Origin of the sequence: Opitutus sp. ER46, assembly GCF_003054705.1 — a bacterium.
Taxonomy (GTDB): Bacteria; Verrucomicrobiota; Verrucomicrobiia; order Opitutales; family Opitutaceae; genus ER46.
This window is the reverse complement of record NZ_QAYX01000022.1, coordinates 244065-269092: the sequence shown is the minus strand read 5'-3', so window position 1 is coordinate 269092 and position 25028 is coordinate 244065. Positions and strand designations below refer to the sequence as shown.

Below are 25028 nucleotides of genomic sequence, written 5' to 3'. Positions count from 1 at the left end.
GCGCGCCACTTCGCGCGGCTCCGAGCCAAGTTCCTCCCATCCTCCACCTGCATCGCCCATGTCGTTCGTTCTCGTCGCCCTCCGGTCCGTCCGCCTGCTGGCCAGCCTCGGCCTGCTCCTGAGCCTTCCTGCCGTCGCCGCGCCAACGCCCGACTGGGCAGAGATCGAAGCCGGCTTCCAGCAACCACCCGCCGCGGCGAAGCCGAAGGTGCTCTGGTTCTGGATGAACGGCCACGTGAGCCGGGAGGGCATCACGCGCGATCTCGAGGCGATGGCGCGCGTGGGGGCGGGGGAGGCGATCATGTTCGACGGCGGGTCGTACCTTCCGGCCGGCCCGGCCGGCTATCTCGACGCCAACTGGCGCTCACTCCTCGGGCACGCGGTGTCGGAGGCGGCGCGGCTCGGGCTCGGGTTTGGCATGCACAACGCTCCGGGCTGGTCGAGCAGCGGCGGCCCGTGGATCACCCCGGACCGGGCGATGCAGCAACTCGTCTGGAGCGAGGTTACTTTCACCGGGGGCCGGCGCGTCGAGCTGTCGTTGCCGCAGCCCTACACGAACCTTGGCACGTACCGCGATGCCTTCGTCATCGCGTTTCCTGCGCTGCCTGCCGAGGTCACGCCGTATGAGGAAACCCTGAAATCAGTGCGGCTGGCCTCCGGCCGCGAGGTGCCGCGCACAGCGCTGAGCGATGGTGATTACGCGACCAAGGTCGCCGTGACGCCGCAGGATTACCTGCAGGTCGAGTTTGTCGCGCCGACCGAGTTGCGCGCCGTGACCGTGTTCGCCGGGGCGACCGGCCGGTTCCCGACGGTGAACGTCGAGGCATCGGCGGACGGCGTGACGTACGAGCGGATTGCGTCCCTCCGCAACCCCGGCCGGCACGGCATCCAGCCGCCGGCGGTAAGCAGCTTCAAGCCGGTACGCGCGCGCTTCGTGCGTGTCGTCCCGACCAGCGCGGGCGAGCTCGGCGAGGTGGTCCTGCATCGCACGAGCCGGGTGACCGACTGGAACTTCAAGGCGAACTTTGCGTTTCGCGTGGGCCGGCAGATGACGATCCCGGAGCCCGACGGCGAAGCGACGATCGATCCAGCGACGGTGCGCGACCTCACGGCGCAGGTGGGCGCTGACGGTCGGCTCGCGTGGGACGCGCCGGCGGGCGCGTGGACCCTCCTGCGCATCGGGTTCACGCCGACCGGGCAGCTCAACGTATCGGCGTCGGCCGCCGGCACGGGCCTCGAGTGCGACAAGTTGAGCGCCGCCGCGATCGAGTTCCACTTCGACCACGTGATCGGGCAGATCTTGAAGGAACTCGGACCAGAAAGGGCGCGCGCGTTCGGGACCGTGACCGTCGACAGCTACGAGGCGGGCATGCAGAACTGGACCGCCGCGATGCCGGCCGAATTCCAGCGGCGCACCGGCTACGATCTCGTGCCGTACCTTCCGGTGCTGGCGGGAGGACGCCAGGTGGGCGATGCCGCGATCGCGGAGCGCTTCCTCTTCGATTTCCGCCGCGCGCAGGCCGACATGATGGCGGAGCTTTATTACGGCCGCCTTGGCGAGCTGTGCCGCGAGCACGGGCTGAAATACTATGTCGAAGGCTACGGTCAGGGCGTCCTGGACGAGTTGCAGATCAGCGGGCTGCCCGACGTGCCCATGACCGAGTTCTGGCAGCGCAACCCCTGGTCACCCAACCGCACCGTGAAGATGGTGTCATCGGCGGCGCATGTGTACGGCAAGCCCATCGTGGCCGCCGAGGCGTTCACCGGCGAGGAACAGACGTCCCGCTGGCAGGAGTATCCCTACGCGCAGAAGGCACTCGGCGATACGATGTTTGGTCTCGGCCTGAACCAGATGGTGTTCCACCGGTTCGCGCACCAGCCGCACCCCGATGCGGTTCCGGGCATGACGATGGGACCGTGGGGCTTCGATTTCGACCGGACCAACACCTGGTTTGAGCAGAGCCGCGGCTGGCTCGCGTATCTCGCGCGCAGCCAGTGGCTGCTGCGGCAGGGCACGTATGTCGCCGATGTGCTCTACTTCCTCGGCGAGCGGCCACCCAACGTCGCGCAGTACGCGATGCCCGTGCTGCCGGCCGGCTACAACTTCGACCTCATCAACGCCGAGGCGCTGCTCGCCAGGGCCAGCGTTCGCAAGGGCCGCATCGTGCTGCCAGACGGCGGCAGTTACCGCGTGCTGATGCTTCCGGCTGACCTGAAGGGCGTCACGCCGGAGGTCATGCGCAAGCTGCGCGAGTTCGCGCACCAGGGCGTCACGATCATCGGCCCTAAGCCCGTCGTTTCCCTTACGCTGCGCGGCTATCCCGAGAGCGACGCCGAGGTGCGCCGGATCGCGGACGAGCTCTGGCGCGACGGCAAGCGGGTGTTCGCGGACCGCCCCGTCGCAGACGTCCTGCGCGAGCTCACGCCGCCGGATCTGGAGTACGTGGGGCGGCGCGCCGATGCGGCGCTGTCCTGGACGCACCGCTCGCTGCCTGGCGCGGAGATCTACTTCATCGGCAACCGCCAACGCCGCGCTGAAGACGTCACCGTGACCTTCCGCGTGCGCGAGAAGGCGCCCGAGCTCTGGCATCCCGAGACGGGCCAGCGGACCGCCGCCGCGGTGTATGCGGTCGACGGTGACCGGATCCGGATGCCGCTGCACCTTGAGCCGGCGGAGTCGGTGTTCGTGGTGTTCCGGCACGAGGCCGCCGCGGAGCCAGCGGAGACGCTGCTCAAGGACGGCGCGCCCGTGCTCGATGCCCGCCCCCCCGCGGCACCGGCCCCCGGCCAGACGCGCGGTGACTTCACGATGTCGATTTGGGCCAAGCCCGACATCGACCTGCGGCTGCTGCCGCGCGAGTCGATCACCGGACGGCACGACGAGACGGCCAAGTTTTACGCGATCCCGGCGGCGGACGGCGACGTCGTCTTCGGCGAGGGACACGTCTTCGCCGGCCTGGCGGTGGGCCGCAACGGCGCGTACGTCGTCGAGCGCTCCACCAAGAGCGCGCCGGCGGTGTTGGTGGCGGAGTTCCCGGTCGCGGGCTGGACGCACTTCGCCGTCGTCTATCGCGCCGGTAAACCCAGCCTCTACGTGAACGGCCGGTTCGTCCGCGAGGGTCTCGTATCGGGGGCCGTCGTGCATCCGGGTACGGAGTCGCCGGCGCCCCGACCCGACTCGCGTTTCTATTTTGCGGGGTTGGACAGCGTGATGCGCGCCTCGGGCCTGCCACCCCCGCCGTCGCAGGGGTTGGCCTACTATTTTGAGGGCAACCTGGGCACGCCCCAACTGGCGGCGCGCGCGCTGACGCCGGACGAGATTGCGGCCGAGGCGGCGCGCGGCCTGCCGGCGCCGGAACTCACGGCGGCGCCCGAACTGGCGCGGCAGGACGACCGCACGACCGAGGCGATGCTGTGGCAGTCAGGAACCTACACCCTCGGCGAAGCCACTCCCGTGCGCGTCGACGTGCCGGCGCCGCAGCCGGTGAACGGCCCCTGGCAGGTTGCGTTTATGCCCGGCCGGGGTGCGCCAGCGAGCATCACGCTGCCGGAGCTTGCCTCGCTGCACCGGCATGCCGATCCCGGCGTGCGCCACTACGCGGGCACCGCGACGTATTCGCGCATGCTGGACGTTCCCGTGACACTGCTGGCGCCCGGCCACCGACTCATGCTGGACCTTGGCCGCGTGGAAGTCGCGGCGGAGGTGAAGGTCAACGGCCGCAGCGCCGGCCTCGTATGGAAGGAGCCGTACCGGGTCGACGTCACGGACCTCGTCCACGCCGGCGCCAACACGCTCGAGGTTGCGGTGAGCACGCTTTGGGTGAACCGGCTGATCGGCGACGAGGCGCTGCCGGCGGAGAACGAGTACCGGCAAGGACAGGAGCGCGGCATCAAGCGCGTGCCTGACTGGTACGCGCAGGGCGCGCCCAAGCCGCCGGGTGGTCGCACGACCTTTGCGACCTGGAAGTTCTACTCGGCGGGCGAACCGTTGGTGGAGTCGGGCCTGCTCGGGCCGGTGCGGCTCCAGACCGGCGTGCGTGCGACGTTCACCGTGCCGGAGGATCAGACCGCCAAGGCGGCCGCCGTGCCGACGGCGGAGCTCCAGCGCGTGTACGAGGAAGTGAAGACGCCCTACAAGTACGGCGTCGTGATCAAGGGAGAGGAGAAGGAGATGGTGGACTGCCCCAACGTCTTCCGCTTCGGCAACCGCTGGCTGATGATGTACGTGGCGATCAAGGACCAGGTCGGATACCAAACCTACCTCGCCGAAAGCGACGACCTCCTGCACTGGCGCAAACTCGGGCGGATCCTGAGTCATCCGCAGGAGGGCTGGGATGCCTGGCAGGTCGACGGCGGCATGGCGTTGATCGACCCAACCTGGGGTGGCTCGCTGGCGCCCGAGGCGTTCGATGGCCGCTACTGGGCCAGCTATATTGGCGGCGCCAAGCAGGGCTATGAGCCGGACCCGCTGTCGATCGGCCTCGCCTGGACGCGTACGCCCGACGAGCCGCAGGAGTGGACGCGGTGGAAGAAGAATCCGATCCTGACGCCGGCGCAGCCGGATGTGCGTCCCTGGGAGAACGTCACGTTGTACAAGAGCTCGATCATCCACGACCGCACGCGGCAGCTCGGGCATCCCTTTGTGATGTTCTACAACGGCAAGACGAAACGCGGGAACCACGAGGCCATCGGCATGGCGGTGTCGGACGACATGGTGACCTGGCGCCGTTTTGGCGGGCCGAAACCGGTGGTCGACAACGCGCCCGGAAAACCCGCCATCAGCGGCGACCCGCAGATCGTCCGGATGGGCGACCTTTGGGTGATGTTCTACTTTGGCTTCCGCTGGAAGCCCGGCGCCTTCGACACGTTCGCGGTGTCCCGCGACCTTGTGCACTGGACCAAGTGGGAAGGCCCGCACCTCGTGGAGCCGAGCGAACCGTGGGACAAAACCTTCGCCCACAAACCGTGGCTGCTGAAACACGACGGCGTCGTGTATCACTACTACTGCGCCGTAGGCGACCAAGGTCGCGTGATTGCGCTCGCCACATCGAAGGACCTGCGGGCCACGCCTGCCAACAAGTAACCGGAAACCGGAGACCAGACTCACATGACGACGCATTCTCGACCTGACTCCTGCTCCCGGCGGCCCGGCGTGCGGCCGCCCCAAATCTGGCGGGGGTGGTTGGCGGGCCTCGGCCTGGCGCTCGTGACGGCCACGGGGTTCGCGGCGCCGGCGGAGTTCTGGGTGGCGCCGGACGGCAACGATCGGGCCGACGGCACGCGCGAGCAGCCGCTGGCCTCGCCCGGCATGGCCCTGCGCAAGGTGCGGGAGCTGCGTCGACTCAACGACGCGAAGGTCGCGGAAGGCGGGCGGATCATCCTGCGCGGCGGGGTGTACCAATTGGCGGAGCCACTATTTGTGCGGGTGGAGGACACCGCGACCGCGGTGGCTCCGACGATCTTCGAGTCGGCAGTAGGTGAACAGGCCTGGTTGAGCGGCGGGGTGCCAGTGGGCGGCTGGACCAAGGCGGAAGCCGTGGAAGGTCTCCCGACGGCGGCGCGCGGCCAGGTGTGGGTGGCGGAGGCGCCGAAGCTCGGCGGCCGACCGCTCGCGCTGCGCGATCTTTGGGTAAAGGGCAGCCGCGCCACGCGCGCACGCACGCCGAACGGTGGCGAGATGAGCCAGCTCGTGGGCTGGGATCGCAAGGAGCAGTTCGCCACCATCCCGGCAACACTGGTGTCCGGCCTGCGCGGCCCTGGGGCGCTGGAGATGGTCGTGGCCCAGCAGTGGGAGGTGGCATTCCTGCGGGTGAAGGCGCTCACCGTGACCGGCGAGACGGCGAAGGTGACCTTCATGGCGCCGGAGAGTGCGCGCGAGTTTCAGCATCCCTGGCCGCAGCCGATCCTGCCGCCGGAGGGCGGCGGCGCCTTCCATCTCGCCAACGCGATCGAGTTCCTGGATGCGCCGGGCGAGTGGTTTCAGGACCCGGCGAATGGCCGGATCTATTACTGGCCCGAGCGCGGCCAGGACCCGGCGCGCGATGAGGTGACGGTGCCGGTGCTGGAGCAACTGGTGCGCGTGCTCGGCACCCTCGATCGTCCCGTCGAGCACGTGTACTTCCGCAACGTCGGGTTTGCGCATTCGAGCTGGCTCGAGCCGAACCGCTCCGGGCATGTCCCGCTGCAGGCCGGCATGCCGATCGTCGAGGCGTACGGCATCAATCCGCCGGGCACGCCCGACAAGAAGAGCCTCGAGAACCAGGCGTGGATCGAGCGGATTCCCGCCGCGGTCGCGGTCAGCGGCGCGCGGCACGTCGGCTTCCTGCGCTGCGAGTTCAGGCACACCGCGGCTTCGGCCTTGGACCTTGTGGACGGCGTGCAGGACGCGCTGGTCGAGGGGTGCCGGTTCACCGACGTCGGCGGCAACGGCATCCAACTCGGCTCGTTCCAGGAGGGTGGGGTGGAGACGCATGTGCCGTACGCGCCGCAGGACGACCGCGTGGTGGTCGCGCGCGTGCGGATCGCGAACAACGTGCTGCGCGACACCGCGAACGTCGACTGGGGCTGCGTGGCCATCGGCTCCGGATACGCCCGGGAGATCGCCATCGAGCACAACGACATTGCGGACAGCTCCTACACGGGGATCAGCGTGGGCTGGGGCTGGACGAAGACGGTGAACGCCTCGCGGGACAACCGCGTGCACGCGAATCGTATCCGACGCGTGGCGACGCGGCTCTGCGATATCGGCGGCGTGTACACGCTGTCGGCGCAGGCAGGCACGCGGGTGACGGAGAACGTCGTGGATGAGATCGTGATCAGCCGTTACGTCGACCGCCCCAACCACTGGTTCTACCTCTACACGGATGAGGGTTCTTCAAACGTGACCGTGCGCGACAACTGGTGCCCGGAGGACAAGTTCCTGCAGAACGCCAACGGCCCGGGGAACGTCTGGGAGAACAACGGCCCGCAGGTCTCCCCGGAGATCAAGCGCCGCGCGGGAGTGCAGGCGGCCTTCAAGGACTTGGTCCCCGCCGACCCCGAGCCCCGCACCGTCGACACCCCGCGCAAGTAGAGCCGCGAACCCGATCCGTTCTACAGGAGGTAACAGAGGCAAGGGAGGTTTAGGCAGGGATCGCGCCTCGGATCGGCCCCTCTGTTGCCTCCCTTAGCTCCTGTAGAAATGCCTTGGAAATCCGGGGCTCGGATACCCAAACCACCGATCCATTTTACAGGAGGGAACGGAGGCAAGGGAGGTCCGGATTGGAGCCCAAACCTCGGAACGCTGCGGTTCCTGTGTTCTCATCTATCTCCCTCGCCAGGTGTTTTGCCGCTTCTCTGCCTGCAAACGTTCCAGCCCTGCGGCGTCCAGGTTGGCACCGGGGAGCATGAGGCGGCTCACGCCCTCAGTCAGCCGAGTCACGTTGAAGTTGATCAGCAGCCCGAGGGGTACATCGAGAAGTTTCATATAGCTCAAGAGCTGCGCGCGGTGCACCGGCAGAACACGTTCGACTGACTTCGCCTCGACCAAAACACACTTCTCTACGAGCACATCAAAGCGCAGCGGATCGCGGCGAACGAACTGCTTGTATCTGACCTGAACCTCCCGCTGCTCATCAAAGGCAAGCCCCTGCAGGTTGAGTTCGTGGCCCAACGCCCACTCGTAGATTGATTCGATGAGCCCAGGTCCCTTGTCCCGATGAACTTCGATCGCCGCGGCAATAATACCATGAGTCAAGGAGGCGGCCTTGGGGTATAGAGGATGCATGGCCTGAGAGCATCCGTCATCCAAAGAAGTTATCAAGAATGTACGAAGTATAAGCGTAAAAACCACGCGTACTCGATCCGTTCTACAGGAGGTAACAGAGCCAAGGGAGGTTTGAGGCAGGGTCGCGCCTCGGATCGGGCCCTCTGTTGCCTCCCTTGCCTCCTGTAAAATGCCTTGGAGTTCCGGGCCCCGGATAGCCAAAGCACCAATCCGTTCTACAGGAGGCAACAGAGGCAAGGGAGGTTTGAGGCAGGGGAAAACTATGAGCGCTGACGAGAGCGCAACCAGCGCCGGACGTTTCTTGAGGCTCACCCGCGAGGGCTGCCGTACCGTCAGTCGGCGGCGGGTTTGCACGGGGCGGGGAAGGGCGGGAGAAGCTGGGGCAGTTTCTTCCCCATGAACATTCGCGAGCGCATTGATGCCTTTTGGAGCGGTGAACGCCCGGATCAGATCCCGTACACGATCTACTGGAACGAGTGGCGGCACACCTGCAAAGACCCCGGTTGGCAGCCGCTCTACGACCTCGGACTGGGCGTCACCTGGTACCTGCGCTCGTTCGAGATGCGGATGCGCGGCGTCGAGACGGACGACCGCACCTGGGAGGAAGGCGGGAAGACGCTTCGGCGGCTCACCCGGAAGACGCCGATCGGCGAGGTGTACACGACCTTTGAAAACGGCTGGCGCCAGAAGTACTTCCTGGAAACGCCGGAGGATTACCGGGTGATGGCGTACATCGTGGAGCACACGGACATCCTGCCCGCATATGCAGCGTACCAGGCGCAGGCGGACGCGCTGCCGCCGTACGGCATCGCGATCCCGGAGCTGTGGCGGACGCCGCTGCAGCAGATCCAGGTCGACCTCGCCGGGCTGGAGAACTTCAGCTTCCACCTGATCGAACTCGAGGAGGAGGTGCGGCTGCTGTACGCGGCGCTGTTGAAGCAGTTCCGGCAGATCAGCGAGGTGGTGGCGAAAGGGCCGGGGCGCTACCTCTCAAACCTCGAGAATTTCATGGCGAACACGCTCGGGCCGAAGCGCTACGCCGAGTTTCATGTGCCGGTTTACGAGGAGTGTTTCCCCATTCTGCATGCCGCCGGAAAACTCATCGGCTGCCACTACGACGGCCAACTGGCGGTCTGTCGTGATCTGATCGCGCAGGCGCCGATTGACCTGATCGAGTCGCTGACGCCGCCGCCGGAAGGCGATCTGACTCTGGCCGAAGCGCGAGCCGCGTGGCCGAACAAGCTGTTCTGGTCGAACATCAACGTCGGCTGCTACGAGCTGCCGGAGGCGCAACTGCGTGAGCTTGTGCTGAAACGCGCCGCGGAAGCCGCGCCCGATGGCCGCCGACTGGCCTTCGAAGTTTCCGAACAGTATCCCGAGAACTGGCGCACCTCGATGGCCGTGGTGCTCAAGGCGCTGCAGGAAACACGGCACTAAATGGCCGGTGGAGTGAAAGTGAGAGTGAGAGTGGGCTGAGACCGCGCTCCGCTGGGCTGTGGACCTGCAACGTCCACCGCATTCTGCCTTCATGCGGTCGAAAACTGAGTCACGCTTGTACCTCAGCTTTCTCCAAGGCGCTCCACAGGAGGTAAGGGAGGTAACAGAGCGGCCGATTCGAGTTTGATCCTCCGCGGCCTGAAGCCCTCCCTTGCCTCTGTTGCCTCCTGTAGAATGGATCGGGAGTCTGGGTCTTTGGATTCGAGCCACAGACTCCGAAGCACACGCACACGAGGTGAAGAAGGTGGCGGACGGATCTGAACGGCCGGCTCAGAGCCCGAGCCGCTTCAGATCGATGAGGCCGTTCAACATGAGGACGACGGACTGCACCATTGGACCGGGCGGGCAGGTGTAGCGCACGCGATCGCGGACAAACTCGATCTCGTCGATGGGGAGCTTGCGCATCTCGTCGTTGATCAAGGCGTGCAGCGCGTCGTCGCGCATGTCCTGCGGCCCGGCAGCGAGTTGGCGCAGGGCTTCTCTGACGCGAGGAGTGAGTCTTTGGGAACGCATGGCGACGAACCGGGCGAACGTGCACATTCGAACCCGATTCGCCACTTTCGTTTTGAGGCTCTCGTTTTTGCGCGGCGCAAAAACGAGAGAAGGTGGGGGAGGGATTTCGGCGGTGGGCGCGCCGGCGTAAAAGCGGCGCTGGATTTGCAGGCAAGCCCGCCCATCTGCTGCAGTTTGGGCGCGGGACCGAGGCGCATGGGTTGCCCCTTTCCGCCCCATGGGGCGCGCGCGAGAGCCCCTGAGGCGCCCCTTGCGCGCCCTCGTTTCGACTGAGTTGGTTGCGCCTCCACGCTCGCGTGACGCAGACCGAGGACCCATAGGGTACGATGGCTGCAATTATTACCGCCTATGGTGCAATTAATTGCGGAATAATGTCCAGATACTCCGCCATAATGTCCGGATACTCGCGCGATAATGTCCGGATACTCGCGGAAGGAAGGCGCGGCATTTCTACTGCCTCCTTGTTGGAATGCGGAAGGAATCCACGGCAAATCGCGGCTGGGTTCATCAAGATCGAACCGGCTTCTTCGCGGCTCCGCTCAAACTCGCCGCGTTTTTGAATCAGAGCCTCCGGAATCGTCTTCGAAACTCCGTTCGGATTTCTGCGAATCTCCGCAAATCCCTGCACGGTTTCGCGCACAAGAATTCCGCCCTTCAATCCCGCCCGCGTTGCGCGGGCGGTGATGATTTCGCGCACCGCGCGAAATCATACAGGCACGATGCTGCGATCGGCGATGATCAGCGGGTAATCGCGCAACGGCATGTCGGCGAGTGTGAGAGCGCCATCGGCCGCACGGCCTTTCAGCGCGTACACGCGCTGCGTGAGCGGATCGACCATGACAGGATTCTCGATTGTCGAACCCGCGGGCGTCTGCAGCCGCAGCGACGTTTGTTTCGGCGCCACCTGGTCGAGAATTTCGGTGGCGGACCAATACGCGAAGAGGGCCTTGCCCTGGCGTGTGAAGCCGACCGAACGGAAATGTTCGTCCATCGCGGCGGGCCGCACTTCCAGGCTCGAGTTCAAGTGCGAGTCGGCGTCGATGAGCGTGCACAGCGTCTGATACGCGAAGTACGACGGTTTTGGGCTGTAGTCCTTGCCGCGCAGCACGCCGAACGACTGGGCGTGGTTGGATTTGCCGTCGCCCCAGTTGTACTTCGTGAGGTCGACCGTCGTGAAGTAGGAGGTGACCTCGATCTCGAGCCGGAGGTCGGTGAGGATGCGGCGCAGAAGCCACTTGGCCTGCAGTTCCTCGTTCCACTTCTGGCCCTGCTTGTTCGTGCCGCTCTCGGTCGCGGGATCGGACGCGGCGCCGCACTCGCCCTGCCAGAGTTTCACCTGGCCGTACTTCGGGCCGAGGAGCTGGCGCACCTGGGCAACGTAGGACTCGCAGCGTTCCGGCAGCGCGCCGTACGGGTGGAAGGAAATCCGGTCGACGTGGTCGGCGAGGCCGGCCGCGAGGGCCTTCTGCGTGTACTCCATCTTGCAGCCGAACTGGGCGAGCCCGATGAGCGTCGCGTCCGGGATGCGTTTGCGGATGACCGGCGCGGTGAGCTTGACCAACTCGACGTAGCCGGCCGCGTCTGGCTGTTGCGGCCGCCAGAATTTCTTCCCGTTGGGCTCATTCCAGATCTCCCACTTCTTGACGCGGGTGGCGAAGTGAGCGGCGAGGGCGTCGACGAAGGCGATCCAGCCGGCGCGCGCCTCGGGTGTGAAGATCGGAGCGAAGCCCACGGCGGAGACATCGGGGGCGTCCTTGGTGTAGAGCTGGTTGCCGTAACCGAGATTGAACCACGCCTCGATGCCTTCGGCGCGGAGGCCGTCGACGATCTCGTCGAGCCAGCGGAAGTCGTATTTGCCCTTTTCGGACTCGCAGCGGGCCCAGCCGGTTTGGGCGCGGGCCCACTTCACACCGAGCTTGCCGAGATGCGCGTACGTGCGCGTCGGATCGAACTGGTAGCGGTCGAGCGTCTCGAAACCGATGGAGAGCGGGGAAGCCGTGATGTCGCGCGCGTGACGCGGCCGGAGCCGGCCGAGGTCGGGCAGTTCGCCGGACTGGAGCAACTCGGCGGCGAGCCCGCGGCGCGGCAGGAAGGCGAGCACGCCGGCGGCGGCGAGACCGAACTGGACGAACTGGCGGCGCGAGGCGGTCAGGCCGGACGGGGAAGCGGGCAGGTGGGCGGAGGAGTCGGGGAGGGACGGCATGGAAAGCGAAGGATGCCTCCTTAGTACGTGGCAGTTTCGAGACTACGAGTCGCCAATTCCGCCAACCGCGCGCCTTTTTCGCCACGGGGCGCGGGCCACGGAGGACGGAGAACGGAGAACGGGGAGCGGCGGATTGGGTGGGGCCGCAAAGAGGCGCAGAAGGCGCAAAATGGTGAGGTATTGGTTATCGGCTATTCGTGTCGGCCGTTCGGAAGCCCAAGGCCCACCGCTTATCGCCAACAGCCTATCGCAAAGGCAGTGTTGGCCACCAAAAGGCACAATGAGGCACGAAAACGGGCCCTCCGAATCCGGCGAATCGATGAGGCGGGCGCGTGAAATGACCACGTAATTGGCTGGATACAGTGGCAGAGTTTGTGGCGGGGTTGGCCAGGAGCGCGCGGAGAGCGCAGAGATCGAGCAGGAGAGCGCCCGGCCCCGAATGCAGGTAGGCTGTCGCACGGGGCACGTGTGCGGGGTTGCACGACGTCATCCGTTCTGGCTAATCACGCGCGGCGCTGACGCGACGATGAGTGCTCTTTCTCGCGTGTCGGCTGCCGCGCTCACGAGTCCGGGCGATCATCGCGGCGGCGGTGGCGGTGAACATGGCCGGTTTCGCGCTCAACAGCTTCTGGGGTGCCGCCCACGGTATCCTGACCGACCCCGCCATCCCGCTCGTCGGCGGGATCGAGAGCATCATCGCTGTCGCGCATGGATACGTCGCGGTCGCCGACACCAAAGCGGGAAGCTAGGCAGCGCTCGACGCCTGCATTGAAAGCCTCTGTGCTGCCCGGCATGAGAGGTGCCCTCTATCAGGCGAAGTGTCTCGGGGTGTGGACGGTCGTCACGGTTGCCGCGTTCGGAGTGATGTCGTGTCGGAGCCCCGGCCGTGCCGTGAGCGATCCAGTGCTGGCGGGATATGTCTACGCGATTCGTGACATTGCCTCGAAATGGGCACCGGCTCCCGAGGTGTACTTGATCGACGAGAGCGAACAGACCCGCGCGGAGATTTCGAAGTTCGCAAAGTCGATCTGCCTTCCGATAACCGCACGCGATGCGACGAGCCGCTCCTTGGTGCTAACGCTTGATGGTAGACGGGCGAGCATAGTGTCCGTGCGTGCGCTGAGACTAATGAGAAATACCGCGGAGTTGTCCGTGGAGGTCTTTGCAGCGAGTGACGGGCTCGAGGTCTGGGAGATCACGCTCTCTTGCGAAGCAGGCTCCTGGGTTGTGAACGGCGCGACGCTCAAGACCGCGGCGTAGAACGCGGTGGCACGGCGGGCACTTGGTAGTGCAGCTCGGCGAGGCCGGGGCCGACTTGGCGGGCGGAGGTGAGGATGAGCGGAGGCGTTGTGAGGCGGCGGGGGAAGAGGGGTTTGCCGCGGCCGAGGGTGACGGACGCGACTTGCACGATGATTTCGTCGAGCAGTCCGGCGTCGTGGAACTGGCCGGCGAGGTCGCCACCGCCGACGATCCAGAGGTTCTTGTCGCCGGCGGCGGCGCGCATGGCCGCGTGCACGGGCCGGACGTCGCCTTGGACGAAGTGCAGCGTGGCGTCGGGGATCGCGGGCAGGGGGCGCCGGGAGAACACCCAGGTCGGCTGGGGGTAGGGCCACGCGGAACCGGTCTGGTCGGCGACCGCCTGGGTGTGGCGGAGCATCCACTCGTAGGTCGAGGAGCCCATGGCCAGCGCGCCCACCTGCGCGAAGAAGGCCGGATAGCTGGTGGCGTTGATATCGCCCAGCGGGAACAGCCAGTCGATCGAATCGTCCTCGGTGGCGATGTATCCGTCGAGGCTGCTGGCGGTGAAGTATTGGGTTTTCATGAGTCGCACGTGATCAGGAAGTGGGGCAGCAACGGCTCGATCGCGAACCGCGCAGCCCACCACGCGATGGGCATTTCTGAATTTGTCGAATTTGGAGGGGATGCGGCGCCCGCGCTGCGGCAAACGGCGGCCGCCGATGCCGGGGAGGTCGTGGGCGGGGCGAGTTTGTCGTTGCCGGGATTGCTCGCACGCAACTAGGGTCGCTGTCTCACACCCCAGGCTAGCGCGCGTGCTCACATACCCACAGGAGCCAACGCCATGCCCGAGCCCCACTTCGTCATTGCGGTCGATGTTCCCAGGATCACCGACCAGTGTTTCGTCGCCTATCCTTTCGCCATCCACGACGGGCGGTGTGAACCGATCACGTCGGTCATCAACGATGCGGTAGACCAGGCCCATCTGGCGCCCTACTGGATTGAGCGAAAGACCACGGGCAAGGATTTCATCGCCACGATCCGGCAGGAGATCTCGCAGTCGGCGATGGTGGTTGCCATCTGCACCCCCGACGCGCGCCACCCCGTCAACCCCAACGTCACGTACGAACTCGGCCTGGCCGATGCCTTGGGCAAACCGACGCTCATCCTGATCAACAACGCGGAGAATCTCCCGGCGGACCTCCGGAGCCATGGCGTCCTTGAATACAGCAGCGGTGAACTGAAGCATCAGCGCGGCAAGCAGGCCCTCGCGGATCGCCTCGCCATCAAGATTCGGGAACTGCAGCAGCGCAGCCGCAAGGCGCGGGTCATCCTCGACGATGCCCCGGCGATACATGCCCTGACCGCGAACCAAGGGGCTGTGCTCATGCCGCCGTTCTGGTCCTATACCCAGGAGATCCTGACCTACGCCGACCACCTGTGCCGCGAGATGGATACGGCGGCGAGCCATCTGATCCGGTTGAGCGACAGCGCCCAGGCGCTCCTGTCCGGCACCACGGCGTCGTTCAAGGACGCGTTGCAGCACTGGGGCTATTGCCGGCAACTCTTCGCCCAGCGGATCGTCCCCGCGTTGGCCGAAGATAGACTGCGGCGGATCGAAGCGATGCTGCAGGATCTGACCGCCGCCTTGGATGCAGGGCACTCGACGGCCGAAGCCTGCCGACGAGAGTTTGACACCTTCCGGGCGTGCATCGCGCGGCTCCGGCAGACATACGGCGAGACCGAGCTGGGCATGGGCAGGGTCCTGGCCGGCGACCATCCCCGCCGGGAACTCCTTGGCACCGCCGATCCGCTGAGGATCGCAACGGAGGACCTCATCTACACCACCCGCGAAATGGTGCGTACGACGGAAGAACGCATCTGTAGCGCTTTTGCTGCCTGCAATGGCCGATAGGCCGACTGACCATGACCAACCTACAATTTGTCCAAAAGCAGCACCGAGAGCTGTTCCAGGCCTTCTGCCAGGATGCTTACGTCGCAGACCGGAGGGGGTTCACCACCAAGTTGAATCAGTTGCTCGCGACGTTGAGCGTTGCCGCCGGCGAGACGCACCAGCCCGAAGACTATCTCTGGTGTCGAGGGGCCCTCGAACAATGGCGGACCGCCCGCCCTGCCTTGGGGGAGGTCGTGGATATTGCGCTGCCGCCGCCTCCGACCTTTGCCAGCGAATCGGAATCCGGCTACGCCGACCTCGATTTGGACGAGCGGGTGCGCCGACGGGCGGACGAACTTGGTCGCGAGCGGATCAAGCGCTGGCACGATTCGCGATCCGCCAGTGAACTGGCGGCGATTTACCTGCGGCACGTGGGCGGCGAAGAAGCCCACCGGCGGCAAGACGAGGACTGGGCGCGCGCGGAAACGCGACTGGCGTGGGACGTCATCCACCGCGAGATCGATCTGGTCCACGATCTGCGCGCCGACTCCTATTGGCGAATTGAAGGCAAGGACGGACGCATGTGGCTGTCGCGCGTCGTCGAACTCGGGGCGTACCTGATCTGGGAGGGCAAAGGGCGTGGCTGGGGGACGGAGCAGGCGGTCTCCGACTATCAGGCTGCTGAAGGTGTCCTGTGGAGATTGATCAACGACCACAGTCACAAGGCGGCCCGATTGAGCTTTGAGCCCGTGAGTGCCTATCTCCATGAGCGCTATATTGACCCCGCGACCGGGAAGATCAGGGCCGATGGGCCGATGGCGGACTGGATTCAGGTCAAGACGGAGCGGTTGATGGCCAAACGGCACTACACCGATCGCGATATCGCGGCGCAGAAGGTGATCCAGTGCGTGGAGGGATTCTATGAGCACATTGCGCCCGCCGTTCTGGGCGGCAGCGAGGCCAGCGCCATCAAGGTACAGGAAGCGCTCGGGCTGCGGTTCGGCTTCGAGGAGAATCGCGAGGTCACCAACTGCTTCGAGTTTGCGGTCGCCGTCTACTTTCTGAACGGCCCGACCGTCTAGTCGTCCCATCGCCCTGACTCTGCGCCAAAAGCAACACGTGAAATTCATCTCGGTCATCGGCAGCGCCGAGCAGGATCGGGCCTACGATCCTCCGCTCCGCGACGCGTCGCGCGCGCGCCAGACCGCGGCCGAGCTTGGCGCGATGCTGGCCAAACGTGGCTATGGATTGATCGTGTACGCGGGAAACTTCATCGAACGGGACGCGGTGCGCGGCTACGTCGCGGCTGGCGCGAAGCCTGGCTCGGTCCGCGTCCAGTATTCCGGCACGCAAGCCGGCGCGATGGGGTTCCCCGAGTGTGCGCCGCACCCGGAGGTCTTCGATCCCCAGGTGGACAACTCGCCCGATTGGGAGATGTCTTTCTACAGTTCGCTGGCCGAGGCGGATGGCGTCGTGCTCATCGGCGGAGGCAACGCGACGTACATTGCCGGCGTCGTCGCCCTCGCGAATCGCGTGCCCGTCCTTGCGCTCCGGGCGTTCGGCGGCAGTGCGGAAAAGATCTGGAGCCTGCTCGCCAACGGGCGCGGCCTCGCGGCCAAGGCTGAAGTCCAGGACATGGGCCGGGATGCCGACCCGAAACGAATCGAACATTGGGTGGATTCATTGGCGACACAGGCGAGACGCCGGCACGCCTGCGCGACTGAGACGGCCGGCAGACGTTGGAGCATGGCGGCGATCCTGCTGCTCCTGGGCTGGATCCTGGCGCTGCCGTTGGGGTACCAGTTGTTGCGCGACGAGAAGGGGGCGGGCTGGTTCATCTATCTACTGTTCGTCGCCCCGGCGCTGGCCGGCGCTTCCGGGGCGACGATGCGGCTATTGCGACCGACCGACGGCGTACCGCAGGCAAAGACGATCGCGCTCGGGGCGGCCGCCGGGGCGATTTCCGGCGTGATGTATATCCTCAGTCACCTGTTCACGGATGCCAGTCCGAGCAGCTTTCCCGTGCTGGCGATGGCCGTGGCCTTCGGTTTCATCGCCGGCTTTACCTTCGATGCCGTGTTCCAGAAGCTCGAACGGCAGGATGCGTTGCGCACCGACGCGCTGAAGCCAGCGGGGGAGTAGTTGGGCGGGGTGAGCACGAGAGCGATGGCGAGCGCACGAACGAGCGCGTGAGTTAAGCGGAGCCGAGGGACCTTAGGATGCGGGGACAAAACTCGCCAATCGCGGAAGAGTTCTCGGATTGACCAAGGCATACTCGGAATTTCCCCTTTCTAGATTACCGCTTCAGCCTGAGGACCCCATGAGTTCAGCCCCGTCTCACTCCGACGTCGCCGGCAGCAGCCCCGCCATCACGCGTCAGCAATGGAAATGGTCGGCGCTTGCCGGCATGGCGTCGTACCTCGACGCCGGCTCGATCGTCGCCCTCGGCGCGGGCATGGCGCTCTTCCAAAAGGAGTTCAACCTCGGCGACGGCGCCATCGGCCTGCTCGCGGCGATCGGCCCGAATGCCATCGGTTGCGCGCTTGGCGCCATGCTTGGCGGCTGGCTGGGCGACAAACTCGGCCGCAAGCGGATCTACCAATACGACCTGATGGTGTACGCCGTGGGCATCCTGTTCATCGCCCTCGCGATGAACCGCGAGATGTTGTTCCTCGGCACTGCGATCATCGGCCTCGCCGTCGGCGCCGACGTCCCGACCTCGCTCGCACTCGTGGGTGAGTTCGCCCCGGCCAAGGCGCGCGGCAAACTCCTCGGCTTCACGCAGGTCGCGTGGTGCCTCGGGCCGGCGATCGTCCTCTGGCTCGCCCTCGCATTGTCCTCCCTCGGCCTCCTCGGCATCCGCATCGTCTTCCTCCACCTCTTCGTGGTCGCGATTGTGACTTGGGCGCTCCGCCAGGGGCTCGCGGAATCGGCCCGCTGGCAGGAAGCGGCGCGCACCGCCTCCGCCGTCTCGCGCAGCATGCGCAGCCTGTTCACCGGTTCGAATCTCCGCGCGCTGGTTTGGACCGCGACCATCTACACCTTCTGGAACCTGGCCGCCGGCACGGCGGGCGCGTTCAACTCGTTCCTCATCACGACCCACAACGCAGGCAGCCAGGCGCTCGGCGTCGGTCTGCCGAGCGCGGCCTTTGTCACGATGATGATCGTGACTGTCACCGTGTTCATGCGGTACTCCGACCACAGTTACCGCACCCGCCGCCTGCTCTGGGGCATCGGCGCCATCACGCAGATCTTCGCCTACGGGCTCCTGATCGTGGTGCCGTTCAGCATCCCCGCGATCGTGGCCAACATCGTGCTCTTCGCCGGCGGCGGTGCGCTGGCGGGCGAGGCGTTCTACAAGGTTTTCAGCCAGGAACTATTCCCGACGATGCTCCGCGGCACCGCGCAGGGCCTCACTTTCGGCATCGCGCGCGTCGCGGTCGGCGTCTGGAGCTACTTCGTACCGCAGCTCTCGCATGATGGCGTCGGGCTCCTCGCGCTGCTCCTGACGCTGTTCCTCATGATCAGCGGCGGCGTGGGCTTCTTCTTCATGCCAGATACGTCTGGCAAATCGCTCGAGCAGATCGAAACTGAGCGGGCCTAATGAAGACCGCACGCGGCCTCCTCGTCACCCATCTCCGTTGTGAATACCTCGTCGATCCCCTTGGGATCGATGAGCGGACGCCCCGCCTGAGCTGGGAACTGGAAAGCGACCGGCGCGGTGCGCGGCAGGTCGCCTACCGGGTGCGGGTGGCCTCGACGCCCGAGAAGCTCGCGGCGGGTCAGCCGGATCGCTGGGACAGCGGCCGCGTGGAGACCGGTCAGACCACGCACGTCGAGTACGCCGGCAAGCCGCTGGGCTCGCGTGACACCTGCCATTGGTCGGTCGAGGTCTGGGACGAGACGGGCGCAACCAGCACGTCGGCCACGGCGCGCTGGACGATGGGCCTGCTGGACCCGCGGGAATGGACGGCGAGCTGGGTGGCGGCGGATCCGGAGATCTTCCGGCGCGATCCGCAGGCGACCATCCCGACGCTGACCGAGCCGGGGACGCCAGTGCTGTTTCGCAAGGAGTTCGAGATCACGACGCCCGTCCGCCGGGCGACGGTGTACGCGACGGCGCGCGGCGTGTTTGAACTGCGTCTCGGCGGCCGCCGGATCGGCGATGACCTCTTTGCGCCCGAGTGGACCGACTACGACAAGCGGATCCACTACCGTACCTACGACGTAACGGAGCTCGTGCGTGCCGGTCCCAACGTGCTCGCGGCCACGCTCGGGGACGGTTGGTGGACAGGCTATGTCGGCTGGCAGGAAACGCGCGCGCGGTATGACAACCTCGAGAACAGTATCTGCGTGCAGCTCGAGCTGGAGTTGCAGGACGGCGGCCGCGTGGTGGTCGGCACGGATGCGTCGTGGCGGTGCGACACCGGCCCGATCCTCAGTTCGGACTTTCAAATGGGCGAGACGTACGACGCGCGCCGCGAGCGCGTCGGCTGGACCTTCGCCGGCCCGCTGGCGGCCGCGATGAGCGAGTCACCCTGGCCGTGGCTGCCGGCCAAGGTCGTGGCGCCGCCGGCCGCGGTGCTGGTGGCGCAGCGTTCGGAACCGGTGCGCGTAATCGAAAGCTTCGTGCCGGTGGCGATGCACGAGCAGACGCCGGGCGTCTTCATCTTCGATCTCGGCCAGAACATCGCGGGCTTCGTGCAACTTCGCCTGGCCAACGTCACCGCGGGCACCCGCGTGACCCTGCGGCATGGCGAGCGGCTGAATCCGGACGGCTCGCTCTACACCGAGAACCTCCGGCGTGCGAAGTCGACCGACGTGTACGTGACCCGCGGCGGGTTGGAAGAGGTCTGGACGCCGCATTTCACGTTCCACGGCTTCCAGTACGTCGAGGTGACCGGTCTCGCGGCGATCGGCGTGAACAACCTTACTGGCTGCGCAATCAGCTCGGCGACGGCGCCGGTGGGGCAGTTCGAATGCTCGAACCCCGAGGTGAACCGCCTCTGGCTCAACGGCGTGTGGTCGCAGCGCGACAACTTCATCTCCGTGCCGACCGACTGTCCGCAGCGCGACGAGCGCCTCGGCTGGATGGGCGACGCGCAGGTGTTTCTGCGCACCGCGACCTGCAACCAGGACGTCGCCGCCTTCTTCACCAAGTGGATGACCGACGTGGAGGACGCGCAGACGACCGACGGCATCTTCCCGGACGTGGCGCCGCGTCCCCGCGAGGACGTGCGGTTTGTCGGTCTCGACGGCCTCGGCGGCGGGGCAGGGTGGGCGGACGCCGGCGTGATCGTGCCGTGGACCATGTGGCGCGTGTACGGCGACCACCGCATCATCCAGCGGCACTGGCGCGCGATGGTGGCGTGGCTCGACTGGGTCGAGCGGAAGAATCCGCGCGGCATCCGCGAGCACGAACTCGGCAACAACTATGGGGACTGGCTGTGCATTCCAACCGACACGAGTTTTCGCACGCAGTCGCCGATGAAGACCTTTCTCGCCACGGCCTACTGGGCTGATGACGCGGTGAAGCTGGCGCGCATGGCACGGGTGATCGGGCGCGAGGAAGATGCCCGGCGCTTCGATGCGATGGCCGCGCGGGTGCGCCAGGCCTTCCAGGCGGAGTACGTGCGCGCCGACGGCCAACTCACGGTGGAGACCCAGACGGCCTACGTCCTGGCGCTCACGTTTGATCTGCTGCCGCCGGAGATGCGGCGCCGCGCGGCCGAGCGTCTCGTCGCGAACATCCGCGACCTCGGTTGGCATCTCAGCACCGGGTTCATCGGCGTGAGCCACCTGAATCCCACGCTGACCCTCGCCGGCCACGCCGATGTGGCGTACCGGCTCCTTCTGCAGGACACGTTCCCCTCGTGGCTGTACCCGGTTAAGCACGGGGCGACGACCATCTGGGAACGGTGGAACGGCTGGACGCGCGAGGACGGGTTCTTCAACCCGCAGATGAACTCGTTCAACCACTACTCCCTCGGCTCGATCGGCGAGTGGCTCTTCCGCCACGTGGCCGGCATCGAGCTCGATCCGGAGGTGCCCGGGTACGAGCGCTTCGTCCTGCGCCCGTACGTGAACCCGGTGCTAGCCCACGCGCGCGCCTCGTACCGCACGATGCATGGCGAGATCGTGAGCGAGTGGAAGCTCGACGGCTGGCGACTCACCTGGAACGTGCGCATCCCGGCCAACACGCTGGCTCGCGTGGTGTTCCCGAGCCCGCCCGGCGCCGGCGTGACCGAGAACAACGCGCCGCTGGAGACCTCGCCGGGCATCTCCGATGTCCGCCGCGACGGCGACACCCTGACCTGCCTGGCGGCCGGCGGGAGCTACGCTTTCGAAACGGTCGTTCCCGCCTCCTGACGCGGACCAAGCCATGCGGCGACCTGGGCAAGGATTGCGGTTGTGTCCACAGGCGGCCCTGCGGCTGGCCGTGCTGCTGGCGGTCGGCCTGGGCCTGACGGGATCACTGCCCGCTGCCACTTGGCCGAGCACGGTGACCGGCCGCGACATGTCGCTGACCGTCCTGCCGACGCAAGGTGCGGCACCGGCCGCGGGCTGGCCACTGGTGATCTACCTGCAGGGATTGGCGGCGCCGCGAGTGGGCACGGAGCCCGATGCACCCATCCTCCGCGAACTGCAGACTGCGGGCTACCTGGTCGTGGCGCTCGATTACGCCGGCGCGCCCGACGCACGCTGGCCGGCGTTGAACCGTGAACTGTACGCGCTGCGCAAGGCGGTCCTGCAGGGCAAGTTGTTGTCCGGACACCGCGTGGATCAGCGCCATGTGCACCTCCTGCCTGCGGGGTATCGGCTGCGGCGCGACGTGGTGTTTGCCCGCGACGGCGAACGCCTCCTCGCCATGGACATCGCGTATCCCTCGAAACCGCGGCGGCCGGTCGGCGCGGTGCTGGAGTTCTCCTGCGACAATGTCGCGCGCATGGGCAACGGCTCGCTGACCGCGTGCAGCGATACGCTGCTCGATGCGGCCGCGACCGAGGGCTTTATCGTCGCGATGGCCGATCATCCCGTGCCGGCTCCATACCAGGGGCTTGATCCGATGCCGGCGTGCGCCGTGCGGATCAAGGCGGCGGTGCGCACTCTGCGCGCCGAAGTGGCGGGCCTCGGCGGCAACGGCCGGATCGTGCCCGTAGGGTTCTCGCGCGGCAGCGGGATGGCGCTGCTGTTGGTGACGACCGAAGGCATGACGGAATTCGACGCCGCGCCCGCCCATCCCGACGTCAGCAGCGCGGTGCAGGGCGCGGTGATCCTGTCGGGACGGTTCACCTATCTCGATCTGCTCGCGGACGACCACATGCTGCCGCGGTATGCGCGGACCTGGGGCGAACGCGAGACGCACCTCGCTGTATGGCGGCGCCACGGCGCGCTCGATTACCTCGAACATCCGACGGTGCCGCTGTTTCTCTCGATCAATCATACGGAGTCGGCTGACGCGCTGCACCAGATGGACGTGCTGCGGAGCCGCCTGGCCGCGCTCGGCAGCGGGGCGACCTTCGTCGAGGAGACGGAGCCGCGCGGCCACAAGGTGCCGCTGGCGGCCGCGGTGCTGGAACCGATGGGCGCCTACCTGCGGGCCCGGCTGGACCTCCCGGCCGCGGTGGGAGCGGGGAAGGGGGCGGGCACATGAACGGTGCGCCCATGGGCAACGCGGGCGAGGCGACTCGCATGAGTGATCGCGCGCTCTGGCCCCTGCTCCTGGCGCCGCTTCTGATCGCCGCGACCCTTCTCGCGTACGCGAACACGCTGCGCTCGCCGATGCAGTTCGATGACGGGGCGTCGCTGATGGATAACCCGACGATCCGGCAGCTCTGGCCGCTGTCAGTCCCATTGTCTCCGCCTTCAGGATACGGTCTGACGGTGGAAGGCCGGCCGCTGCTGAATCTCTCCTTTGCGGTGAACTACGCGATCAGCGGCCTGGATATCCGCGGGTTTCACATCACGAACCTCCTGATCCACGCGCTGGCGGGGCTGGCGCTGTTCGGGCTGATCCGCCGGACGCTCCTGACCCCGACCCTGCGGAAACGCTGGGGCGAACGGGCCCCAGTGCTCGCGCTCGTGGGCACGGTGTTCTGGACGCTGCACCCGCTGCAGACCGAATCCGTGACGTATGTGGTGCAGCGCGCGGAGTCGCTGAGCGGCCTGTGGGTGCTCCTGTGCCTCTATGCCTTTGTGCGGGCAGCGGAGACGCCCCGGACGCACCGCGGCTGGCTGGGACTCTCGGTGGTGGCGGCCCTGGCGGGCATGGCGACAAAGGAAGTCGCCGTGATCATCCCGGTGCTGGCGTTCCTGTACGATCGGACCTTTCTCGCCGGCTCGCTGCGCGGTGCATGGACCCAGCGCAAGGGGGCACACCTGGCGCTGGCGGCGACGTGGCTGCTGCTGCTCGCGCTCGTGCTGCGCTCAGGCAGCCGCGGCGGCACCTTCAATCTGGCTGACCCGCACGCATGGTGGCGGTACGGACTGACGCAGCTGGTGGCGTTGGTGCGGTATGTGCGCCTGGTGGTGTGGCCGCATCCGCAGGTTTTCGACTACGGCAAGTTCTGGGTCAGCGCCGGAGCGGTGGTACCGCACGCGCTGGCGCTGCTCCTGGCGCTGGTGGCGACGGGTTATGCCCTCGTGCGGCGTCCATGGCTCGGCTTCCTGGGCGCCTGGTTCTTCGTGGCGCTGGCGCCCTCGAGCGTCCTGCCCGGCACGATCCAGATGGTCGTGGAGCACCGGATGTACCTGCCGCTGGCGGCCGGCGCGGGACTCATGGTGGCGTTGGTGGCCTGGCTGCCGGCGCGCGTGGCGCCGTGGATCGCCGGCGCGCTGGCGATGGCGCTGGGGTTGGCGACCTACACGCGAAACGCGGTGTACCAGACCAACGTGGGACTCTGGGAGGACACGGTGGCGAAGCGCCCGGGGAACGCCCGCGCCGTCGCGAACCTGGGGAGTGCGCTCTACTCGGATGGGCAATTCGCGCGGGCCGAGACGCGGCTGCGGGAGGCGTTGCGGATGGATGCGACGAACCCGGAATGCCACTTCAACCTCGGACTCACGCTGATGGCGCTGAAACGGCCGGCGGAGGCGGCGCCGGCATTTGCGGAAGCGGCGCGGCTCAAACCCCGGCTGGCGACGGCGCATCTCAAGCATGCGGTGGCGCTGAACGAGCTGGGCCGGCATGCCGAGGCGATGGCAGCGCTGGGGCGCGCGATCGCGGAGTGGCCGAACTACGTGGAGGCGCACGACAACCTCGGGCAGTTGCTGCTGGATGACGGCCGGCCGGCGGAGGCCCTCGAGCATTTCCGGCGCGCGCTCGCGGAGCAGCCGGAATACACCCTCGCCGGCGTGCATGCCGGCATGGCGCTGCTGCGGCTCGATCGGACCAACGAGGCAATCGACCTCCTGCGCCGGGCGTTAAAAAGGGACCCGAAGCTGGCGCTGGCGCATTTCAATCTGGGCGTGGCATACGACGCGGCCGGTGATCACGGAGCCGCGCGTGCGGCGTACGCCGAGAGCGTGCGATTGGACCCCGAGGACGGCGAGGCGCGGCTCAACTACGGCATCGCGTTGGCGCGCGCCGGGGAACTCACGCTGGCGCAACCGGAGCTGGAGGCGGCGGTGCGGCTCCGGCCCGAAGCGCCCGAGGCGCGGCTGAACTACGGCATCGTGCTGGCGGAACTCGGCCGGCTGGCCGACGCGGTGCCTCAGTACGAGACGGCGCTGCGGTTGCGGCCCGCGTATGTTGCCGCGCACTACAATTACGGCAACACGCTGCTGCGGCTTGGGCGCGTGGCCGAGGCCCGCCTGCAGTTCTTGCGCGCGCTGGCGCTCGACGGGCACTTTGCCCCCGCCCAGGAAATGCTGGCTCGGATCGATGCCGCGGACGGCGCACGCTGAGCCGCCCGGAATTT

General features: G+C 66.8%; 17 protein-coding genes. 12 read left to right on the top strand and 5 right to left on the bottom strand.

Annotated elements, in window-relative coordinates; all coding sequences use genetic code 11:
* Nucleotides 1–58: 58 nt before the first annotated feature.
* Together DB354_RS11555 and DB354_RS11550 are read left to right on the top strand one after the other, a co-directional pair.
* Nucleotides 59–5083, top strand: coding sequence for a glycosyl hydrolase (locus DB354_RS11555; RefSeq protein WP_107835780.1), 5025 nt, complete (start codon nt 59–61; stop codon nt 5081–5083).
* A gap of 24 nt (nt 5084–5107) precedes the next feature.
* Nucleotides 5108–7072, top strand: a complete 1965-nt coding sequence (locus DB354_RS11550) for a right-handed parallel beta-helix repeat-containing protein (RefSeq protein WP_107835779.1) — start codon at nt 5108–5110, stop codon at nt 7070–7072.
* Nucleotides 7073–7303: 231 nt separating this feature from the next.
* On the opposite strand, the gene DB354_RS11545 is transcribed toward DB354_RS11550, so the two are convergent.
* Entirely contained in the window at nt 7304–7765 is a 462-nt protein-coding gene (locus DB354_RS11545; protein ID WP_107835778.1) for a GxxExxY protein, read from the bottom strand.
* A gap of 396 nt (nt 7766–8161) precedes the next feature.
* Between DB354_RS11545 and DB354_RS11540 the strand changes: the two genes are divergently transcribed.
* The gene (locus tag DB354_RS11540) at nt 8162–9202 is read left to right on the top strand and encodes a hypothetical protein (RefSeq protein WP_107835777.1); all 1041 of its coding nucleotides are present in this window, start codon (nt 8162–8164) and stop codon (nt 9200–9202) included.
* A gap of 330 nt (nt 9203–9532) precedes the next feature.
* Here DB354_RS11540 and DB354_RS11535 read toward each other — a convergent pair whose 3' ends face one another.
* The 3 genes from DB354_RS11535 to DB354_RS11530 all read right to left on the bottom strand — a co-directional run bounded on the left by DB354_RS11535 (nt 9533) and on the right by DB354_RS11530 (nt 11978).
* Nucleotides 9533–9775 (bottom strand): hypothetical protein, encoded by a 243-nt coding sequence (locus tag DB354_RS11535; protein ID WP_146180203.1) that lies wholly within the window; start codon nt 9773–9775, stop codon nt 9533–9535.
* Between the two features lie 346 nt (nt 9776–10121).
* Nucleotides 10122–10472: a hypothetical protein gene (locus DB354_RS21980; protein WP_146180202.1), complete on the bottom strand. Its 351-nt coding sequence runs from the start codon at nt 10470–10472 to the stop codon at nt 10122–10124.
* Nucleotides 10473–10481: 9 nt separating this feature from the next.
* Nucleotides 10482–11978, bottom strand: a complete 1497-nt coding sequence (locus DB354_RS11530) for a beta-galactosidase (protein WP_107835775.1) — start codon at nt 11976–11978, stop codon at nt 10482–10484.
* Nucleotides 11979–12508: 530 nt separating this feature from the next.
* Between DB354_RS11530 and DB354_RS11525 the strand changes: the two genes are divergently transcribed.
* The gene (locus DB354_RS11525) at nt 12509–12727 is read left to right on the top strand and encodes a hypothetical protein (protein WP_107835774.1); all 219 of its coding nucleotides are present in this window, start codon (nt 12509–12511) and stop codon (nt 12725–12727) included.
* A gap of 43 nt (nt 12728–12770) precedes the next feature.
* Nucleotides 12771–13238, top strand: a complete 468-nt coding sequence (locus DB354_RS11520; RefSeq protein WP_107835773.1) for a hypothetical protein — start codon at nt 12771–12773, stop codon at nt 13236–13238.
* On the opposite strand, the gene DB354_RS11515 is transcribed toward DB354_RS11520, so the two are convergent.
* Complete coding sequence (locus DB354_RS11515; RefSeq protein ID WP_107835772.1) at nt 13222–13800, bottom strand: dihydrofolate reductase family protein; 579 nt, start codon at nt 13798–13800, stop codon at nt 13222–13224. The two genes, DB354_RS11520 and DB354_RS11515, sit on opposite strands and share 17 nt — an antisense overlap.
* Nucleotides 13801–14058: 258 nt before the next feature.
* On the opposite strand from DB354_RS11515, the gene DB354_RS11505 reads away from it, so the two are divergent.
* From DB354_RS11505 to DB354_RS11475, 7 genes are all read left to right on the top strand, one after another.
* Nucleotides 14059–15129 carry a hypothetical protein gene (locus DB354_RS11505; RefSeq protein WP_107835770.1) on the top strand — a complete coding sequence of 357 codons (1071 nt, stop codon included), beginning with the start codon at nt 14059–14061 and terminating at the stop codon, nt 15127–15129.
* Nucleotides 15130–15140: 11 nt separating this feature from the next.
* Nucleotides 15141–16190: a hypothetical protein gene (locus DB354_RS11500; RefSeq protein ID WP_107835769.1), complete on the top strand. Its 1050-nt coding sequence runs from the start codon at nt 15141–15143 to the stop codon at nt 16188–16190.
* Between the two features lie 37 nt (nt 16191–16227).
* Nucleotides 16228–17250: a hypothetical protein gene (locus tag DB354_RS11495; protein WP_107835768.1), complete on the top strand. Its 1023-nt coding sequence runs from the start codon at nt 16228–16230 to the stop codon at nt 17248–17250.
* Between the two features lie 178 nt (nt 17251–17428).
* Complete coding sequence (locus DB354_RS11490) at nt 17429–18712, top strand: MFS transporter (RefSeq protein WP_199226837.1); 1284 nt, start codon at nt 17429–17431, stop codon at nt 18710–18712.
* Nucleotides 18712–21477 carry an alpha-L-rhamnosidase gene (locus DB354_RS11485; RefSeq protein ID WP_107835767.1) on the top strand — a complete coding sequence of 922 codons (2766 nt, stop codon included), beginning with the start codon at nt 18712–18714 and terminating at the stop codon, nt 21475–21477. Before DB354_RS11490 ends, DB354_RS11485 begins: the two co-directional genes overlap by 1 nt.
* A gap of 13 nt (nt 21478–21490) precedes the next feature.
* Nucleotides 21491–22762, top strand: a complete 1272-nt coding sequence (locus DB354_RS11480; RefSeq protein ID WP_146180201.1) for a hypothetical protein — start codon at nt 21491–21493, stop codon at nt 22760–22762.
* Complete coding sequence (locus DB354_RS11475; RefSeq protein WP_107835765.1) at nt 22759–25014, top strand: tetratricopeptide repeat protein; 2256 nt, start codon at nt 22759–22761, stop codon at nt 25012–25014. The genes DB354_RS11480 and DB354_RS11475 overlap by 4 nt, the downstream gene beginning before the upstream one ends.
* The last annotated feature ends 14 nt before the right edge of the window (nt 25015–25028 follow it).

Bases quoted from the DNA above. Each gene is read 5' to 3' on its own strand.
- DB354_RS11475 (WP_107835765.1), top strand. From the start codon at position 22,759: ATGAACGGTGCGCCCATGGGCAACGCGGGCGAGGCGACTCGCATGAGT.
- DB354_RS11505 (WP_107835770.1), top strand. From the start codon at position 14,059: ATGCCCGAGCCCCACTTCGTCATTGCGGTCGATGTTCCCAGGATCACC.
- DB354_RS11500 (WP_107835769.1), top strand. From the start codon at position 15,141: ATGACCAACCTACAATTTGTCCAAAAGCAGCACCGAGAGCTGTTCCAG.
- DB354_RS11520 (WP_107835773.1), top strand. From the start codon at position 12,771: ATGAGAGGTGCCCTCTATCAGGCGAAGTGTCTCGGGGTGTGGACGGTC.
- DB354_RS11515 (WP_107835772.1), bottom strand. From the start codon at position 13,800: ATGAAAACCCAATACTTCACCGCCAGCAGCCTCGACGGATACATCGCC.
- DB354_RS11480 (WP_146180201.1), top strand. From the start codon at position 21,491: ATGCGGCGACCTGGGCAAGGATTGCGGTTGTGTCCACAGGCGGCCCTG.
- DB354_RS11485 (WP_107835767.1), top strand. From the start codon at position 18,712: ATGAAGACCGCACGCGGCCTCCTCGTCACCCATCTCCGTTGTGAATAC.
- DB354_RS11545 (WP_107835778.1), bottom strand. From the start codon at position 7,765: ATGCATCCTCTATACCCCAAGGCCGCCTCCTTGACTCATGGTATTATT.
- DB354_RS11530 (WP_107835775.1), bottom strand. From the start codon at position 11,978: ATGCCGTCCCTCCCCGACTCCTCCGCCCACCTGCCCGCTTCCCCGTCC.
- DB354_RS11555 (WP_107835780.1), top strand. From the start codon at position 59: ATGTCGTTCGTTCTCGTCGCCCTCCGGTCCGTCCGCCTGCTGGCCAGC.
- DB354_RS11490 (WP_199226837.1), top strand. From the start codon at position 17,429: ATGAGTTCAGCCCCGTCTCACTCCGACGTCGCCGGCAGCAGCCCCGCC.
- DB354_RS11535 (WP_146180203.1), bottom strand. From the start codon at position 9,775: ATGCGTTCCCAAAGACTCACTCCTCGCGTCAGAGAAGCCCTGCGCCAA.
- DB354_RS11540 (WP_107835777.1), top strand. From the start codon at position 8,162: ATGAACATTCGCGAGCGCATTGATGCCTTTTGGAGCGGTGAACGCCCG.
- DB354_RS11550 (WP_107835779.1), top strand. From the start codon at position 5,108: ATGACGACGCATTCTCGACCTGACTCCTGCTCCCGGCGGCCCGGCGTG.